This is a genomic window from Mesorhizobium sp. M0045, from assembly GCF_040323385.1.
Classification (GTDB): domain Bacteria; phylum Pseudomonadota; class Alphaproteobacteria; order Rhizobiales; family Rhizobiaceae; genus Mesorhizobium.
Window position 1 is genome coordinate 43,713 of sequence record NZ_JAMYUY010000011.1, and the last position, 14,897, is coordinate 58,609.

Consider the following 14,897-nt stretch of genomic DNA (forward strand, 5'->3'; position numbering starts at 1 on the left):
GGCTGTAGACCGAGAAAATTGCCTGTGAACAAGCAGCCGCCGACAGCATCGGCGACTCATCAGGAACAAACGGTTGGAAATCAGGCCGCGAGAACGGCCTTCGGCTCGACCAGTTCGTAACCGAGCGCTTCGGCCACCGCGCGATTCGTTATCTTGCCCTTGTGGACGTTAAGCCCGTTGCGCAGATGGTGGTCGTCTACCAGCGCCTTGAGGCCCTTGTTGGCGAGCTGCAGGCCATAGTGCAGCGTAGCATTGTTGAGCGCGTGGGCCGAGGTGACCGGCACCGCGCCCGGCATGTTGGCGACGCAATAATGGATGATGCCGTCGACTTCATAGGTCGGCTCGGCATGGGTGGTGGCGTGCGAGGTCTCGAAACAACCGCCCTGGTCGATGGCGACGTCGACCAGCACGGCTCCTTTCTTCATGCCCGACAGCATTTCGCGCGTCACCAGCTTGGGCGCTGCTGCCCCCGGGATCAGCACGGCGCCGACGACTATGTCAGCCGAAAAACATTCTTCCTCCAGCGCCTCGACGGTCGAGTAGCGGGTGTGAACGCGGCCGCCAAAGATGTCGTCGAGCTGACGCAGGCGCGGGATCGAGCGGTCGATAATAGTGACGTCGGCGCCGAGGCCGGCCGCCATCCGTGCGGCATGCAGGCCGACAACGCCGCCGCCGAGCACGGTGACCTTGCCGGGGAGCACGCCGGGCACGCCGCCAAGTAGCACGCCGCGGCCGCCATTGGCCTTTTGCAGCGCCGTGGCGCCCGCCTGGATCGACAGGCGGCCGGCAACTTCCGACATCGGCGCCAAGAGCGGGAGGCCGCCGCGCTCGTCGGTGACCGTCTCGTAAGCTATCGCGGTCACGCCGGAGGCCAACAGGCCCTTGGTTTGCTCCGGATCCGGGGCAAGATGTAGATAGGTATAGAGGATCTGGCCATCGCGGAGCTGAACCCATTCGTTGGCCTGCGGCTCCTTGACCTTCACGATCATGTCGGACTTGGCAAACACGTCGGCTGCCGTCTTGGCGATCGTGGCGCCGGCAGCGCGATACGCGTTGTCATCGGCGCCGATGCCTGCACCGGCGCCGGTCTCGACAAGCACTTCATGGCCATGCGCGACATATTCGCGGACCGAGCCCGGTGTCAGGCCGACGCGGTATTCGTGATTCTTGATTTCCCGGGGGCAGCCGACGCGCATCTTTTTTCTCCTGATCCGGCCCTTTGGGGCTCGTTCCCTGTCTAGAGATAGTGAACCACGAATCGCTCGATAAGTGTTTGCGAATGCGCTTGCCTGAGAGGCGACTCTTCGATAATCGTTGCGCAAAACATTGCAATTGTCGCAGGAACTCGCAAAAATGCCGCTCGACAGGATTGATATCGCCATTCTTGAGACGTTGCAGAAGGATGGGCGCATACCCAATGCAGCGCTCGCCGAGAAGGTCGGCCTATCGCAGTCGGCCTGTTCGCGGCGGCTGGACAATCTGGAGAAATCCGGAACCATCCGCGGCTATCACGCCCGGCTGTCCAACGCTGCACTTGGGCACCAGATGACGGCGATCGTGCATATATCGCTGTCCGGGCAATTCGAGAAGACGTTGTCGGATTTCGAGGCAGCGATAAAGCGCTGCCCGAACGTCCTATCCTGCCATTTGATGTCGGGCGAATATGACTACATCCTGCGTATAGCGGCAAAGGATCTCGTCGACTACGAACGTATCCACAAGGAGTGGCTGTCGGCAATGCCGCATGTGACGAAGATCAATTCGTCTTTTGCCTTGCGCGAAATCGTCGATCGCACAGCGGTGGGAATGAAACCTGAACTCGCCTAGGCCCGAACTCGCCTAGGTGTTGACTGCCTCGGTCACCACACGGTCCATCGGAATGTCGTGCGGCTGCGGGTAGATGGTGACGATGCGCTGCAGTTCGTAGCCGACGCCGATGACCAGCGGTTTGAAGGGCATCGCGGCAAGCGTACGATCGAAGAAGCCGCCGCCATAGCCCAGGCGAAACTGCTCAGGATCGATGCCGACAATCGGCGAAATGACGATGTCGGGTAACACCGGATCGCCGTCAGCCGGTATCGGGATATTCCAGACGCCCTTCTCCAGCCGGTCTCCGTGGGTATAGGCGCGAAAGACAAGCGGCCGGTCTTTCTCGACGACGACGGGCAACGCCGTGCGCCCGCCCCGCGCGTCGACGGTTTCCATCCACGGGCGCAGGTCCGGCTCGCCGCGAAACGGCCAATAGAGGCTGACCACGCGGCCGGCGATGTCACCGATCATCGCGTCGAGCCCTTCGGCAATGCGCTGCGACATGGCTGCGCGCGTGTCGGCTGAAACGGCAAGGCGGGATGCGATCAATCGCTGGCGCTCGGCCTTGCGCCAGCGCCTTACGTCGGTCCAGTCGGATAGCGGCGCTTGGAACTCCGGGTCGAGCTCGTGCATAAAACAAGGCGGCGAGGCGTACTGCGCTGAGCCTTCATCTTCATCCCTAGCCATGCTTCACCTGCAATATACAGTTCCAACCAAGTCGTATCCTGGACGCAGGCTATATCTGGGAACGAGTCTGCAGCATGCGTATTCACGACATCAAGAGACGACTCCCAGTTAGTTGCAGCGCAGGCATTGCTGCACTGCACAACGACACTTACATCAGCCTTGGCGAGAGGGATGAGTGAGATGAACACAGCCAACCATCACGTCGTCGTCGTAGGCGCCGGATTCGGCGGTCTCGAATTCACCCGCGCACTTGCCCACGCGCCGGTGCGCATCACCATGATCGACAGGCGTAATCATCACCTCTTTCAGCCACTGCTCTACCAGGTGGCGACGACGGCGCTGGCCACCTCCGAAGTGGCCTGGCCGATCCGCCATCTCCTGCGCAAGCGCGATGACGTGACGACGCTGCTCGCCACCGTTACCGGCATCGACCGCACCGGCAAGCGCGTGCTGCTGCAGGACGGCGGCACGGTCGCTTACGACACGCTTGTGCTGGCGACCGGCGCGCGGCACGCCTATTTCGGCCATGACGAATGGGAACCGTTTGCCCCGGGCCTGAAGACGCTGGAGGATGCCACCACCATTCGACGGCGTATTCTTTTAGCTTTCGAGCGGGCCGAACGGGAAACCGATCCCGCCAACCGTCAGGCATTGCTGACGCTGGCGATCGTCGGCGGCGGGCCGACCGGCGTGGAACTGGCCGGCACTATTGCTGAGCTGGCGCACGACACGCTGCGCGGCGAGTTCCGCAACATCGACACGCGGCAGACGCGTGTGGTGCTGATTGAGGCCGGCGACCGCATCCTGTCCAATTTCGCTCCCGAACTCTCCGGTTATGCAACGAAGGCGCTCGAACGGCTCAGCGTGACCGTCGAACTCGGCCGGGCGGTTACGCGCTGCGATGCCGAGGGTGTCGTCTTCGGCGACACACACTTGCCGGCCAGGACAATCCTGTGGGCGGCGGGCGTCGCCGCTTCGCCGGCCGCCGAATGGCTCGGCGCGGCAGCGGACCGCGCGGGCAGAGTGCTTGTCGAGCCCGACCTGAGTGTGCCGGGAAACCGGGAGATTTTCGTCATCGGTGACGCAGCGCACGTCCTGCGGCCGGATGGCCGGCTGGTGCCGGGCGTCGCGCCCGCCGCCAAGCAACAGGGACGGCACGTCGCCGCGACGATCAAGGCAAGGCTTGCCGGTGACGCGACACCGCGTCCTTTCAGCTACAGGCATGACGGCGATCTGGCGACGATCGGCAAGCGCGCCGCGGCCATCGATTTCGGCTGGATCAAGCTCACCGGCCGGCTTGCCTGGTGGCTGTGGGGCTTGGCGCATATCTACTTCCTGATCGGCTTTCGTAACCGGCTTGCGGTTTCCCTGAGCTGGCTATGGATCTACTTCACCGGTCAGCGCAGCGCGCGGTTGATCACCCAGGGCGACGACGATAAGGGCTGATTGTTCGCTGCCGGACATTCATCGGCGCGTCACCTCCTCTTGATGGAATCGGCTTCTGGACTCGGCTGGATTTCGGCGCGAAGCTTTGCTTCGGGCAGGACTTGTCAGGTCGTGGAAGAAAGAGAAAACGAATGTCCCAACTGCGCCACCTCGTCTCACGCCGCGATTTCCTCGCCGGCGTTGCCGTGAGCGGAGCGCTGATTATGCTGCATCCGTTCTCCGCCCGGGCTCAAGCCAATCAGGCGCATCTGAGGATTATGGAGACGACCGACATCCACGTGAATGTGCTGCCTTACGATTACTACGCCGACAAAGCCAACGACACGATGGGGCTGTCGCGAACGGCATCGTTGATTGAAGCCGTGCGCAAGGAAGCAACCAACGCGATGCTGGTCGATAATGGCGACCTTCTACAAGGCAACCCGATGGGCGACTACATCGCCTACGAGAGAGGGATGAAGGATGGCGATCTGCATCCGGTCATGAAGGGCATGAACCTGCTCGGCTACGAATGCTCGACGCTCGGCAACCACGAGTTCAACTATGGCCTGTCGTTCATGGACAAGGTGCTGGCCGGTGCCAATTTCCCGTTCGTCTGCGCGAACCTGATCCGCGGCACCGAGCTCGCCGCGAACCCGCGCGACGACAAGCTCTATCTCAAGCCGTATGTCATCCTCGACAGGAAGATCAAAGACGGATCGGGCGCCGAGCAACCGATCAGGATCGGCATCATTGGCTTCGTGCCGCCGCAGATCATGGTCTGGGACCTGAAAAATCTCGAAGGAAGTGTCAAGACGCGCGACATCGTCGAGGCGGCCAAGGCGTGGGTGCCGCAAATGAAGGAAGAAGGCGCCGACATCGTCATTGCGCTCTCCCATTCCGGCATCGACGTGAAGCAAAGCGACATGATGGAGAATGCCTCCGTCTTCGTGGCAGGTGTCGAAGGCATCGATGCGGTGTTCACCGGCCACCAGCACCTCGTCTTCCCTGGCAAGAAGGACTTTCAGTTGCTGGAAGCCGTCGATCCGGCGAAAGGCACGCTGCAAGGCAAGCCCGCCGTTATGGCCGGCTTCTGGGGCTCGCATATGGGGCTGATCGATCTGTTGCTGGAGCGCGACGGATCGACATGGAAAATCGTCTCGGCGACCTCTGAGGCCAGGCCGATCTTTGAGCGGGTCGACAAGACGAACAAGCCGACCGTCGCGGACGACCAGCGCATCGTCGACGCGCTCAAACAGGATCACGAGGCGACGCTCGCCTATGTGCGCCGGCCTGTCGGCAAAACCTCGGCGCCGCTCTATTCCTATTTTGCGCTGGTCGCCGACGATCCATCGGTCCAGATCGTCAGTCAGGCGCAGACCTGGTACTTGAAGGACATCCTGAAGAACACCGAGTGGAAGGATATGCCGCTGCTGTCGGCGGCGGCACCGTTCAAGGCGGGTGGGCGCAACGGCGCCGACTATTACACCGACGTGCCGGTGGGCGATATCGCCATCAAGAACGTCGCCGACCTCTACCTCTATCCAAACACGGTGCGCGCCGTCGAAATCACCGGAGCGGAGGTGAAGGAATGGCTGGAAATGTCGGCCGGCATCTTCAACCGGATCGAACCGGGCAAAGCCGACCAGGCGCTCATCAACACTGACTTCCCATCCTATAATTTCGACGTGATCGACGGCGTCACCTACAAAATCGATCTGTCGCAGCCACCGAAATATGATTCGAAGGGCGGGCTGGTGAATGCTGGCTCGAACCGCATTATTGACTTGATGTTCAACGGCAAACCAATTGATCCCAAGCGGAAATTCGTCGTCGCCACCAACAACTACCGAGCCGGCGGCGGAGGCAATTTCCCGCAGATCAATGCCTCGAAGATCATCTACGAAGCGCCCGACACCAACCGCGATGTGATCGTGCGTTATATCGTCAGCAAAGGCACCATCAATCCGTCGGCGGACGCCAACTGGTCGTTTGCGCCACTACCGGGAACCAGCGTCGTATTCCAGACCGGCGCCAGGGCAAAGGATTTCATTGCGCAAGTGACGTCGCTGAAGATCGAGCCGGCGGGCGAGGGCGAAGCAGGGTTTGCCAAGTACCGCATCACTCTCTAGGTGAGGATTTGAGCGTCGACTCGAAACTGTCTCAGCGCTAAGATACTGTCCGGTATGGCAAACCTTTTTCCAGTAGATGGCCTTGTCACCCACGTGGTGCGAAACGCCGCTTGACGGCAGGCATGACCAGATCCAGTGCGTCCGTCGAAATCCCACCGGAATAATCGTCCGGCAGTTGGTCGATCGAGGCTGGGTCGTCGAGGCCTTGTGAAAAGCCGCCGCCGGAATAGGGACCGAGCAGGTAGACATGGCTGCCGACACCGTCCATACGGTCGAGAAAACGGTCCGGCCAGCCCCACATCCACTTTGCGATATTGACGGGGATGAGCAAAGTGCCCTGGCGGCAGGCATCAGGAACGTAGCCGCTCCAGCCGAGCGCAGTGTAGCGAAGAATGCAGCGCGTCAGGGATGCGCGGCTCAGCGTGTGCGTATCCGGCAATGCTGCCTTGACCGCGTCCATAGGCCTGTCGCCGCCATAGACCGTCAGATTGGGGCGCTCGGCCGGCGTCAATGTGGCGAGCCAGGGCAGCCAGCATCTCGCCTTCCTTGGGATCGTTGCTTTTGACGTTGATGTTGAAGCGCCGGTTCGGGAAGCGCTGCAAGACTTCATCCAGCGACGGCATCATGCCGACACCCTTGCCGCGAAACGGAAAGGTCTTGCCGCCATCGGCAGTGTAGCCATAACCAATATCGAGCGTCTTCAATTCGGACATTGCATGGCTGCGCGTTTCACCCTTGCCGTCGGTGCGACAATCCAGCGTCCAATCGTGGAAGACGGCGAACTTGCCGTCCGTGGTAGGATGGACATCAAGTTCGAGCGCGTCCGCACCGAGCGCGAAGGCGGCTTCCATCGACGGTATCGTGTTCTCGAGGAAGGAATGGCGCGGCGTCAGCATGCGAGCGGCCGTGCATGTTTCCGATCCGAGGTTCGTACGGTCGAAATCCTGAGCCAGGCCGCGATGCGCAAGCACCGAAGGGGTGCCGGCCGGCCGGCTCGAAAGCAGCGAGGTGTTGTTGAGCCAGATGCCGCCCGCAGCGACAAGAATTGCAACGAGGGAGATCGTCCGTCTGCGCATGATATGATTCCCATTGGCCGTTATGGCCGCATCCTGCGTCACGATCGGACTTTTTGACGGCCGGGCAGATCAAACGGCCGCTAAAGATTCCCGGGGAGGGTCCCCAGCAGCGTTGGAATCGTTATGGTTGCAGCCGTCCATATGCGCTAGTTTTAGTCATGCGTTATGTCATCGTCATCACGACCGTCACCTTTTTCCTGATCTGGGACGGCATTTACAACCAAGGCCGCTACCTCGACAGGACGGTCAGGGAGGTGACCCGCATCGTGCACTATGTAACCAGCATGGTGTAGTTTCTCTTCGCTGCTACGGTTCGCAGACGCGACAAACCTGCCGATTGACGGCACGCTGCCGCTGACACAAAAGAACGCCGGTCCAACGGTCGAGGAGGCTGGGTTGATCCGGCATATCGTTTTCTTCAGCGCACGGCATAAAGCGGATGTCGAGGCAGTGCGCACGGGCCTCCTGGCGCTTGGCAAGATACCTCATTCGCGTCATTTCGAGGTAACGCTCAACACCAAGGTCGACCCGCTCTCGGATGAGATCGATGTGGTCGTCTACGCCGAGTTCGAGGACGAAGCGGCGCTCGCCGCCTACAAGGCGCATCCGCTCTATGCAGAGACGACCAGCCGGGTCAAACCGCTACGCGAATTGCGTTATTCGGCCGACATCGTTGCAAGTTGACGAGCCGCCGTCCCCTAGGCGCTGATAATGGTCTTGCCGCTGAGGCGTCGGCCAAGCCCTTGAACCATTTTCAGGAATGAGGCACACCGCGCGGGACATGACCGAGAACACCTCCGCAAGGCCTCATCCGCTCGATCACCTGGTGCTGCCGACCGCGAGCCTCGATATTGCGCGGGCGCGCTTGACCCTGCTTGGCTTTACTGTTGCGCCGACAGGTATCCACCCTTTCGGAACGAAAAACTGCTGTGTCTTCCACACCGACGGCACCTATCTCGAGCCGCTCGTGGTCGCCGACAGACAGGCCGTGGCAAAGGCGATCGCGAACCGCAATGTCTTTGTCGCGCGTGATCGCACCTATCGCGAAGAAAACGGCGATGAAGGATTTTCTGCCGTGGCGCTGGGCACCGAAAGCGCCGCCGCGGACCACGCGCGTTACATGGAAGCCGGTCTGTCGGCGGGGGACGCGCTAAGCTTTTCGCGCGCCTTCACCGATGCGACGGGAAAGAGCGACACCGCATCGTTCAAACTGGCCTTCGCGGCTACAGGCAAGGCAACGGACGCTTTTCTCTTCGCCTGCGAGCGGATCAATGCGCCGAACGTCGACCGCACTGCGTTGCAGGGCCACGCTAATGGCGCAACCGGCATTGTCGAAGTCGTAGCAGTCACTGGCGAACCTTTCGAACAAGGCCGCTTGATTTCGATCGCAGCCGGAATCGAGGCGCAGGGCGGCACTGTCTATGAGCTGCCGAATGCCGTAGTGACCATTCTGGATCCTGCAGCCTATTCGGCACGCTTCGGCATTCCTGCCGGCGCGCCATCTGAACTCCGCTATGCCGGGATCGTCTTTTCGATTAGGCACGCCGACGCCGTCGCCAAGCTGTTTGCAGCCAATTCCGTCGAACACCACACGCGCGGCGGTGATATCATCGTGCCGCCGGCGCCAGGGCAGGGCGCCGCCTTCATTTTCCGGGAGATCGCATGAACAAGCTCAATCCACTGATGCCGAACTCTTCCGTTGCGGTCGGCAAAGTCATTTTCGGCAACAGCGCGCCCTTATCGCTGATCGCCGGTCCATGTCAGCTGGAATCGCGGCAGCACGCTTTCGACATGGCCGGTGCGCTAAAGGAATTGACTGAAAGGCTCGGCATTGGGCTCGTCTACAAGACCAGCTACGACAAGGCCAACCGCACCTCGCTTGGCGGCACGCGCGGCGCGGGACTTGAAGCGGCAATGCCGATCTTCGACGACTTGCGCAAGAATTTTGCGCTGCCGATCCTGACCGACGTCCACACTGAGGAACAATGCGCGATCGTCGCTCCGCATGCCGATATCCTGCAGATTCCTGCCTTCCTCAGCCGACAGACCGATTTGCTGATTGCTGCGGCAAGAACCGGCAAGGTGGTCAATGTGAAGAAGGGCCAATTCCTCGCGCCGTGGGACATGAAGAACGTCGTCGCCAAGATCATCGGCTCCGGCAACGCCAATGTCTTGGTGACCGAGCGCGGCGCATCCTTTGGTTACAACACCCTGGTGTCCGACATGCGGGCGCTGCCGATCATGGCCGAGATCGGTGCGCCGGTGATTTTCGATGCCACCCATTCCGTGCAGCAGCCGGGTGGGCAGGGCGGTTCGTCTGGAGGCGACCGGCGCTTTGTCGAGACGCTGGCGCGCGCGGCCGTCGCGGTTGGCGTCGCCGGCGTCTTCATCGAGACGCACCAGGACCCCGACAACGCGCCTTCCGACGGTCCCAACATGGTGCCGCTAAAGGATCTTCCCGCATTGCTTGAACGACTGATGGCCTTCGATCGCATCGCCAAGAGCGTGGGTTGAACCAGCAGTTGCGCCACAGCAGCGTCGTCAAGAAAACTTTGAAGAATTTCGAACCCGCCTGGAACCTTAGCCCGCGGCCCTCATTGTCAAAATCTAATGTCAACGACGACGAGGAGAACACCATGACGACCCAGACGGGACACACCGAAGCCATCGCCGCTTCGCGGGTTATCGGCACATCGGTCTACAACACGGAAGGCACTCATATCGGCGACATCGAGGACGTTATGCTCGACAAATTGTCGAACGGAATCATGTTTGCCGTGATCGGTTTTGGCGGATTTCTCGGCATTGGCGAGAAATACCACGCCATTCCGTGGGCGAGCCTTGATTATGACGAGGACAAGGGTGGCTATGTCGTGCCGTTCACCAAAGACCAGCTGATGGCCGCTCCTTCTTACTCGATCAACGAGCTGACCGGCGCCGACGGCGAGGCCGCACGTGACGCCTCATACAACTACTACAAGGTCGAGCCTTACTGGCATTGACCTTACTGGCACTGACTAAGTCTCCTGGAATCAAAAAGGCCCCCGGGAAATCGGGGGCCTTTCGATGTGGCGGGTTGCTACTGCGCAATCTGCAGGGCCGGCAAAGGCGACGATCCCTGCGGGGGTTGCTGATTGTCGCACGACGTCAGGAACGCAGCCGCGATCAGGAACAAACTCACAATACCGCTCAACTGGGACATGGCGAAACTCCTCCTGTTTCGCCCCGCGCGACAACAGCCATAAACCAGAAACCGGCATGCGGCCTATGACAAATGATGACAGTGTTTTGTGCTTCGTGAGTCCCAAGAGCGGCAATGGGCGCGGGGCAATATTTGCAACTGCCCCGATTGCGTTTTGCGGCGCTTTGGCTAAGAGGTGCGCGACGCTTCAATCGATCAATCGGGGACATCGCAATGACGGCCATCATCGACATTGTCGGGCGTGAAATCCTGGACAGCCGCGGAAATCCGACCGTCGAGGTCGACGTCGTGCTCGAAGACGGTTCGATGGGTCGCGCCGCGGTGCCGTCCGGTGCCTCTACCGGCGCGCATGAGGCGGTCGAACTGCGCGATGGCGGCCCCCGCTATCTCGGCAAAGGCGTGCTCACGGCGGTCGAGGCGGTGAACGGCGAGCTGTTCGAGGCGATCGGCGGCATGGAGGCAGAGAATCAGATCCATATCGACCAGACCATGATCGAGCTCGATGGTACGGCCAACAAGAGCCGGCTCGGCGCCAACGCCGTCCTCGGCGTGTCGCTGGCGGTGGCCAAGGCCGCGGCCGAAGCGGCCGACCTGCCGCTCTACCGTTATGTCGGCGGTACCAAGGCCCATGTGCTGCCGGTGCCTATGATGAATATCATCAATGGCGGCGCGCATGCCGACAACCCGATCGATTTCCAGGAATTCATGATCCTGCCGATCGGCGCGCCGACGCTGCGCGACGGCGTGCGCTGGGGCTCGGAGATCTTTCATACGCTGCGAAAGAAGCTGAAGGACGCCGGCCATAACACCAATGTCGGTGACGAGGGCGGCTTTGCTCCCAACCTGAAGAGCGCGCCGGCCGCGCTCGACTTCATCATGGAATCGATCGAGCAGGCTGGCTTCAAGCCTGGCGAGGAGGTTGCGCTAGGCCTCGACTGCGCGGCGACCGAATTTTTCAAGGATGGTAACTACGTCTATGAAGGCGAGAGGAAAACCCGCGACCCGAAGGCACAGGCCAGATATCTGGCCAAACTTGCTGCCGACTACCCGATCATCACCATTGAGGACGGCCTCGCGGAGGATGACTGGGACGGTTGGAAAATACTGACCGATCTCATCGGCAAGCAAACGCAGCTGGTTGGCGACGATCTGTTCGTCACCAACACGGCGCGGCTGCGCGACGGCATCCGCATGGGTGTCGCCAATTCGATCCTGGTCAAGGTCAACCAGATCGGCTCGCTTACCGAAACGCTCGACGCCGTCGAGACCGCGCACAAGGCCGGCTATACCGCGGTGATGTCGCACCGCTCGGGCGAGACCGAGGATTCGACCATCGCCGACCTCGCCGTTGCCACCAATTGCGGGCAGATCAAGACGGGCTCGCTGTCGCGCTCGGATCGCATGGCCAAGTACAACCAGCTCATCCGGATTGAGGAGGAGCTCGGCAAGCAGGCGCAATATGCCGGCAAGTCGATCGTGAAAAGCTGATTTCGAGAGAGAAAATCCGTGGCGGCGAGGGCGGGGACATTCCCGCCCTTTTTTGCTTCCTGGCTCTGAATCCAACAGGCTGTAACCGTCCATTAAGCACAATCGGGCGACAAAGGCGGCGTAGAGGATTCGGACCATGTGGACACGCCAGCACAAGCAAAGAAACACCGGCCGGCTGATCATCCCCTCGCTCTGCGTGGTGTTCCTGACTTATTTCGGCTTCCATGCCTATCATGGCGAGTTCGGGATATATTCCAAGTATCGGCTCGAAGCCGAGACTGCCGAATTGCAGGGCAGGCTCGATACCGTCAAGGCACGTCGGATCGATCTCGAGCGCCGCGTTCAGCTGATGCATGAGGGCACGCTGGAGAAGGACATGCTGGACGAGCAGGCGCGCAAGGCGCTTAATCTGTCCCACGCCGACGAGATCACCATCATGTTGCCGGTCGCAAGATAACCCGATTTCAGTTAATCGGCGATATTTGCAATGATTTTAATTGCTTAGATGCATGACAGCCATGCGTTTTCGGCATGGCGAAAGCCTTCCCTGCATGTTAGCCTGCCTCAAATCGGTGGGAGAACTGATCTCCCTCGCTGTCCGCCAAGAGACGCCAACAGGGAGTGATGCATGGCCACCGCCACCAGAAAAGCGCCTGCCAAATCCAAATCAGACGGCAAGATGCCGGGCCTTTCCACCCCGAAGCCTGTTGAATTCACCAAAGACCAGGAGCTTGCCGCCTACCGGCACATGTTGCTCATCCGCCGCTTCGAGGAAAAGGCAGGCCAGCTTTACGGCATGGGCTTCATCGGCGGTTTCTGCCACCTCTACATCGGCCAGGAAGCGGTCGTTACCGGCATGAAGATGGCGCTGATCGATGGCGACCAGATGATCACCGCCTATCGCGACCATGGTCATATGCTGGCGATGGAGTTGTCACCGCGCGGCGTCATGGCCGAACTGACCGGGCGCCGTAGCGGCCTGTCGAGAGGCAAAGGCGGCTCCATGCACATGTTCTCCAAGGAGAAGCATTTTTACGGCGGCCACGGCATCGTCGGCGCGCAAGTGTCGCTCGGCACCGGCATTGCCTTCGCCAACCGCTATCGCGGCAACAACAATGTGACGCTGACCTATTTCGGCGATGGCGCCGCGAACCAGGGCCAGGTCTACGAAAGCTTCAACATGGCCTCACTGTGGAAGCTTCCGGTGATCTACATCATCGAGAACAACCGCTACGCCATGGGCACCTCGGTCTCGCGCTCTTCGGCCGAGACAGATTTCTCGCACCGCGGCGCCTCCTTCAAGATTCCAGGCATCCAGGTCGACGGCATGGATGTGCGCGCCGTTAAGGCCGCCGGCGACCTCGCCGCCGAATGGTGCCGCGCCGGCAACGGGCCGCTCATTCTCGAAATGCAGACCTATCGTTACCGCGGCCATTCGATGTCGGATCCGGCAAAATACCGCTCCAAGGAAGAAGTGCAGAAAATGCGCTCCGAACGTGACCCGATCGAGCAGGTCAAGGCGCGGCTGCTCGACAAGAAATGGGCAAGCGAGGACGAACTCAAGGCCATCGACAAGGAAGTCCGCGACGTCGTCGCCGACGCCGCAGAATTTGCCCAGAACGACGCGGAGCCGGATCCGTCCGAGCTCTGGACCGACATCGTACTTTAACGAGAGGGAAAGGACATGCCGATCGAAATTCTCATGCCCGCCCTCTCGCCGACCATGGAAGAGGGTAATGTTTCCAAGTGGTTGAAGAAAGAGGGCGACAAGGTCGTAGCCGGTGACGCCATTGCCGAGATCGAGACCGACAAGGCAACGATGGAAGTCGAAGCCGTGGACGACGGCACCCTTGCCAAGATCGTGGTTCCTGCCGGCACCGAGGGTGTCAAAGTCAACACACTGATCGCTGTGCTGGCCGTCGATGGCGAAGACGTCGACGAGGCAGGCGAAGGTATCGGCGAGGAGGCCATTGAGTCGCAAGCGGAAGCGCCCGCGGCTGCTCCGGCCAAGAGCGAAGCTGCAGCACCTGTTGCCGCCGCGCCCAAGCTGGAAATTGTCGCCGATCCCGACATCCCGGCCGGCACCGAAATGGTCTCGACCACGGTGCGTGAAGCCTTGCGCGATGCAATGGCGGAGGAAATGCGCCGCGACGGCGATGTCTTTGTCATGGGCGAGGAGGTTGCCGAGTACCAGGGCGCCTACAAGATCACGCAAGGCCTGTTGCAGGAATTCGGTCCGCGGCGCGTGGTCGACACGCCGATCACCGAGCACGGCTTTGCCGGCGTTGGTGTTGGCGCGGCGATGGCCGGCCTGAAGCCGATCGTCGAATTCATGACCTTCAACTTCGCCATGCAGGCGATCGACCAGATCATCAATTCAGCCGCCAAGACGCTCTATATGTCCGGCGGCCAGATGGGCGCCCCGATCGTCTTTCGCGGCCCGAACGGGGCGGCTGCCCGCGTCGCTGCGCAGCATTCGCAATGCTACGCCGCCTGGTACAGCCATGTTCCCGGCTTGAAGGTGGTGATGCCTTATACCGCCGCCGACGCCAAGGGTCTGCTCAAGGCGGCGATCCGCGACCCGAACCCGGTCATCTTCCTCGAGAACGAAATCCTTTACGGCCACTCCTTCGACGTGCCGAAGATGGACGATTTCGTGCTGCCGATCGGCAAGGCGCGCATTCACAAATCCGGCAAGGACGTGACCATCGTCTCGTTCGGCATCGGCATGACCTACGCGATTAAGGCCGAGGCGGAGTTGCGTGGCATGGGCATCGATGCCGAGATAATCGACTTGCGCACCATCCGCCCGCTCGACTTCGACACGATCATCGCCTCGGTCAAAAAGACCAATCGCCTGGTGGTGGTCGAGGAAGGCTTTCCGCAGAACTCGGTCGGCGACCATATCGCCAATCAGGTCTCGCAGCGCGCCTTCGATTTCCTCGACGCACCGGTCATCACCATTGCCGGCAAGGACGTGCCGATGCCCTATGCGGCGAACCTCGAAAAGCTGGCGCTGCCCAATGTCGGCGAGGTCGTCGAGGCGGTCAAAGCCGTGACGTATCGCTGAGCAGGGCG

15 protein-coding genes and 1 pseudogene are annotated in these 14,897 nt (G+C 60.9%); 12 read left to right on the forward strand and 4 right to left on the reverse strand.

All coding sequences use genetic code 11. The features are described from left to right. Window positions 1-80: 80 nt before the first annotated feature. A complete protein-coding gene (gene ald / locus NKJ72_RS18430; RefSeq protein WP_352478815.1) occupies window positions 81-1,196 on the reverse strand; it encodes an alanine dehydrogenase in 1,116 nt (371 codons plus the stop codon). A 157-nt stretch (window positions 1,197-1,353) separates the two neighbouring features. On the opposite strand from ald, the gene NKJ72_RS18435 reads away from it, so the two are divergent. Further along, on the forward strand, window positions 1,354-1,827 hold the full coding sequence (locus NKJ72_RS18435) for an Lrp/AsnC family transcriptional regulator (RefSeq protein ID WP_023675099.1): 474 nt from the start codon (window positions 1,354-1,356) through the stop codon (window positions 1,825-1,827). 12 nt (window positions 1,828-1,839) lie between these two features. On the opposite strand, the gene NKJ72_RS18440 is transcribed toward NKJ72_RS18435, so the two are convergent. Continuing rightward, window positions 1,840-2,496, reverse strand: coding sequence for a 5-formyltetrahydrofolate cyclo-ligase (locus tag NKJ72_RS18440; protein ID WP_352478816.1), 657 nt, complete (start codon window positions 2,494-2,496; stop codon window positions 1,840-1,842). Window positions 2,497-2,676: 180 nt separating this feature from the next. Between NKJ72_RS18440 and NKJ72_RS18445 the strand changes: the two genes are divergently transcribed. Beyond that, on the forward strand, window positions 2,677-3,942 hold the full coding sequence (locus NKJ72_RS18445; RefSeq protein ID WP_352478817.1) for an NAD(P)/FAD-dependent oxidoreductase: 1,266 nt from the start codon (window positions 2,677-2,679) through the stop codon (window positions 3,940-3,942). A 131-nt stretch (window positions 3,943-4,073) separates the two neighbouring features. After that, on the forward strand, window positions 4,074-6,053 hold the full coding sequence (locus tag NKJ72_RS18450; RefSeq protein ID WP_352478818.1) for a bifunctional 2',3'-cyclic-nucleotide 2'-phosphodiesterase/3'-nucleotidase: 1,980 nt from the start codon (window positions 4,074-4,076) through the stop codon (window positions 6,051-6,053). Window positions 6,054-6,138: 85 nt separating this feature from the next. On the opposite strand, the pseudogene NKJ72_RS18455 reads toward NKJ72_RS18450, so the two are convergent. Next, a pseudogene (locus NKJ72_RS18455) lies at window positions 6,139-7,129 on the reverse strand (glycerophosphodiester phosphodiesterase family protein). A gap of 158 nt (window positions 7,130-7,287) precedes the next feature. Between NKJ72_RS18455 and NKJ72_RS18460 the strand changes: the two are divergent. The 5 genes from NKJ72_RS18460 (at window position 7,288) to NKJ72_RS18480 (ending at window position 10,131) form a co-directional block, all read left to right on the forward strand. Next, window positions 7,288-7,422: a hypothetical protein gene (locus tag NKJ72_RS18460; protein ID WP_292655342.1), complete on the forward strand. Its 135-nt coding sequence runs from the start codon at window positions 7,288-7,290 to the stop codon at window positions 7,420-7,422. Between the two features lie 103 nt (window positions 7,423-7,525). Further along, window positions 7,526-7,813, forward strand: coding sequence for a Dabb family protein (locus tag NKJ72_RS18465; RefSeq protein ID WP_254817185.1), 288 nt, complete (start codon window positions 7,526-7,528; stop codon window positions 7,811-7,813). A gap of 97 nt (window positions 7,814-7,910) precedes the next feature. Then, window positions 7,911-8,795 (forward strand): VOC family protein, encoded by an 885-nt coding sequence (locus NKJ72_RS18470; protein ID WP_352478819.1) that lies wholly within the window; start codon window positions 7,911-7,913, stop codon window positions 8,793-8,795. Next, entirely contained in the window at window positions 8,792-9,643 is an 852-nt protein-coding gene (gene kdsA, locus NKJ72_RS18475) for a 3-deoxy-8-phosphooctulonate synthase (RefSeq protein WP_254817187.1), read from the forward strand. The genes NKJ72_RS18470 and kdsA overlap by 4 nt, the downstream gene beginning before the upstream one ends. A 122-nt stretch (window positions 9,644-9,765) precedes the next feature. Then, window positions 9,766-10,131, forward strand: a complete 366-nt coding sequence (locus NKJ72_RS18480) for a PRC-barrel domain-containing protein (RefSeq protein ID WP_352478820.1) — start codon at window positions 9,766-9,768, stop codon at window positions 10,129-10,131. 77 nt (window positions 10,132-10,208) lie between these two features. On the opposite strand, the gene NKJ72_RS18485 is transcribed toward NKJ72_RS18480, so the two are convergent. Beyond that, entirely contained in the window at window positions 10,209-10,331 is a 123-nt protein-coding gene (locus tag NKJ72_RS18485) for a hypothetical protein (RefSeq protein ID WP_084642452.1), read from the reverse strand. Window positions 10,332-10,544: 213 nt separating this feature from the next. Here NKJ72_RS18485 and eno point away from each other — a divergent pair, with 213 nt between their 5' ends. The 4 genes from eno (at window position 10,545) to NKJ72_RS18505 (ending at window position 14,889) form a co-directional block, all read left to right on the forward strand. After that, window positions 10,545-11,819 carry a phosphopyruvate hydratase gene (eno, locus tag NKJ72_RS18490; protein WP_352478821.1) on the forward strand — a complete coding sequence of 425 codons (1,275 nt, stop codon included), beginning with the start codon at window positions 10,545-10,547 and terminating at the stop codon, window positions 11,817-11,819. Window positions 11,820-11,955: 136 nt separating this feature from the next. Beyond that, window positions 11,956-12,276, forward strand: a complete 321-nt coding sequence (locus tag NKJ72_RS18495) for an FtsB family cell division protein (RefSeq protein ID WP_352478822.1) — start codon at window positions 11,956-11,958, stop codon at window positions 12,274-12,276. Between the two features lie 222 nt (window positions 12,277-12,498). Next, entirely contained in the window at window positions 12,499-13,488 is a 990-nt protein-coding gene (gene pdhA, locus NKJ72_RS18500; protein ID WP_245274631.1) for a pyruvate dehydrogenase (acetyl-transferring) E1 component subunit alpha, read from the forward strand. A 15-nt stretch (window positions 13,489-13,503) separates the two neighbouring features. Next, on the forward strand, window positions 13,504-14,889 hold the full coding sequence (locus tag NKJ72_RS18505; RefSeq protein WP_352478823.1) for a pyruvate dehydrogenase complex E1 component subunit beta: 1,386 nt from the start codon (window positions 13,504-13,506) through the stop codon (window positions 14,887-14,889). Window positions 14,890-14,897 lie beyond the last annotated feature (8 nt).

Bases quoted from the DNA above. Each gene is read 5' to 3' on its own strand.
- NKJ72_RS18495 (WP_352478822.1), top strand. From the start codon at position 11,956: ATGTGGACACGCCAGCACAAGCAAAGAAACACCGGCCGGCTGATCATC.
- ald (WP_352478815.1), bottom strand. From the start codon at position 1,196: ATGCGCGTCGGCTGCCCCCGGGAAATCAAGAATCACGAATACCGCGTC.
- kdsA (WP_254817187.1), top strand. From the start codon at position 8,792: ATGAACAAGCTCAATCCACTGATGCCGAACTCTTCCGTTGCGGTCGGC.
- NKJ72_RS18485 (WP_084642452.1), bottom strand. From the start codon at position 10,331: ATGTCCCAGTTGAGCGGTATTGTGAGTTTGTTCCTGATCGCGGCTGCG.
- NKJ72_RS18450 (WP_352478818.1), top strand. From the start codon at position 4,074: ATGTCCCAACTGCGCCACCTCGTCTCACGCCGCGATTTCCTCGCCGGC.
- NKJ72_RS18505 (WP_352478823.1), top strand. From the start codon at position 13,504: ATGCCGATCGAAATTCTCATGCCCGCCCTCTCGCCGACCATGGAAGAG.
- NKJ72_RS18470 (WP_352478819.1), top strand. From the start codon at position 7,911: ATGACCGAGAACACCTCCGCAAGGCCTCATCCGCTCGATCACCTGGTG.
- NKJ72_RS18435 (WP_023675099.1), top strand. From the start codon at position 1,354: ATGCCGCTCGACAGGATTGATATCGCCATTCTTGAGACGTTGCAGAAG.
- NKJ72_RS18460 (WP_292655342.1), top strand. From the start codon at position 7,288: ATGCGTTATGTCATCGTCATCACGACCGTCACCTTTTTCCTGATCTGG.
- NKJ72_RS18440 (WP_352478816.1), bottom strand. From the start codon at position 2,496: ATGGCTAGGGATGAAGATGAAGGCTCAGCGCAGTACGCCTCGCCGCCT.
- NKJ72_RS18480 (WP_352478820.1), top strand. From the start codon at position 9,766: ATGACGACCCAGACGGGACACACCGAAGCCATCGCCGCTTCGCGGGTT.
- NKJ72_RS18445 (WP_352478817.1), top strand. From the start codon at position 2,677: ATGAACACAGCCAACCATCACGTCGTCGTCGTAGGCGCCGGATTCGGC.
- eno (WP_352478821.1), top strand. From the start codon at position 10,545: ATGACGGCCATCATCGACATTGTCGGGCGTGAAATCCTGGACAGCCGC.
- pdhA (WP_245274631.1), top strand. From the start codon at position 12,499: ATGCCGGGCCTTTCCACCCCGAAGCCTGTTGAATTCACCAAAGACCAG.